The organism is Paenibacillus sp. JT22N7, from assembly GCF_059383875.1.
This window is the reverse complement of record NZ_JBXENY010000030.1, coordinates 1-1,374: the sequence shown is the minus strand read 5'-3', so window position 1 is coordinate 1,374 and position 1,374 is coordinate 1. Positions and strand designations below refer to the sequence as shown.

Sequence of the window (1,374 nt, the reverse complement as noted above, 5' to 3'; positions counted from 1 at the left end):
TTAGGATAAGCCCTCGACCGATTAGTATTCGTCAGCTGCACGCATTGCTGCGCTTCCACCCCGAACCTATCAACCTCGTCGTCTTCAAGGGGTCTTACTAAATTGGGAAATCTCATCTTGAGGGGGGCTTCGCGCTTAGATGCTTTCAGCGCTTATCCCGTCCGTACTTGGCTACCCAGCGGTGCTCCTGGCGGAACAACTGGTACACCAGCGGTACGTCCATCCCGGTCCTCTCGTACTAAGGACAGCTCCTCTCAAATTTCCTGCGCCCGCGACAGATAGGGACCGAACTGTCTCACGACGTTCTGAACCCAGCTCGCGTACCGCTTTAATGGGCGAACAGCCCAACCCTTGGGACCTACTTCAGCCCCAGGATGCGATGAGCCGACATCGAGGTGCCAAACCTCCCCGTCGATGTGGACTCTTGGGGGAGATAAGCCTGTTATCCCCAGGGTAGCTTTTATCCGTTGAGCGATGGCCCTTCCATTCGGTACCACCGGATCACTAAGCCCGACTTTCGTCCCTGCTCGACTTGTAGGTCTCGCAGTCAAGCTCCCTTATGCCTTTGCACTCTCCGAATGATTTCCAACCATTCTGAGGGAACCTTTGGGCGCCTCCGTTACATTTTAGGAGGCGACCGCCCCAGTCAAACTGTCCACCTGACACGGTCCCCGAACCAGTTTCATGGTCCTAGGTTAGAACTCCGATACGATCAGGGTGGTATCCCAACGTCGCCTCCACACAAGCTGGCGCTCATGCTTCAATGGCTCCCACCTATCCTGTACAGATCGTACCAAAGTTCAATATCAAGTTACAGTAAAGCTCCATGGGGTCTTTCCGTCTTGTCGCGGGTAACCTGCATCTTCACAGGTATTAAAATTTCACCGGATCTCTCGTTGAGACAGCGCCCAAGTCGTTACGCCATTCGTGCGGGTCAGAATTTACCTGACAAGGAATTTCGCTACCTTAGGACCGTTATAGTTACGGCCGCCGTTTACTGGGGCTTCGGTTCACAGCTTCGGGTTACCCCTAACCGCTCCCCTTAACCTTCCAGCACCGGGCAGGCGTCAGCCCGTATACTTCGCCTTACGGCTTCGCACAGACCTGTGTTTTTGCTAAACAGTCGCTTGGGCCTTTTCACTGCGACCCCCTCGGGCTATTCACCCTACCGAGGTACCCCTTCTCCCGAAGTTACGGGGTCATTTTGCCGAGTTCCTTAACGAGAGTTCTTCCGCGCGCCTTAGCATGCTCTGCTCGCCTACCTGTGTCGGTTTGCGGTACGGGCACCTTCACCTGGCTAGAGACTTTTCTCGGCAGCCGGAGTGCATGACCTTCGCTACTGTAATTTTCGCTCCCCATCACAGCCCAGCCTTA

The 1,374-nt window shown here is 54.9% G+C and carries 1 rRNA gene; it reads right to left on the bottom strand.

The annotated features are described in order from the left end of the window. Window position 1: 1 nt before the first annotated feature. Window positions 2-1,374: ribosomal RNA gene (locus tag AC50Y5_RS32705) — 23S ribosomal RNA — on the bottom strand; the annotation flags it as partial.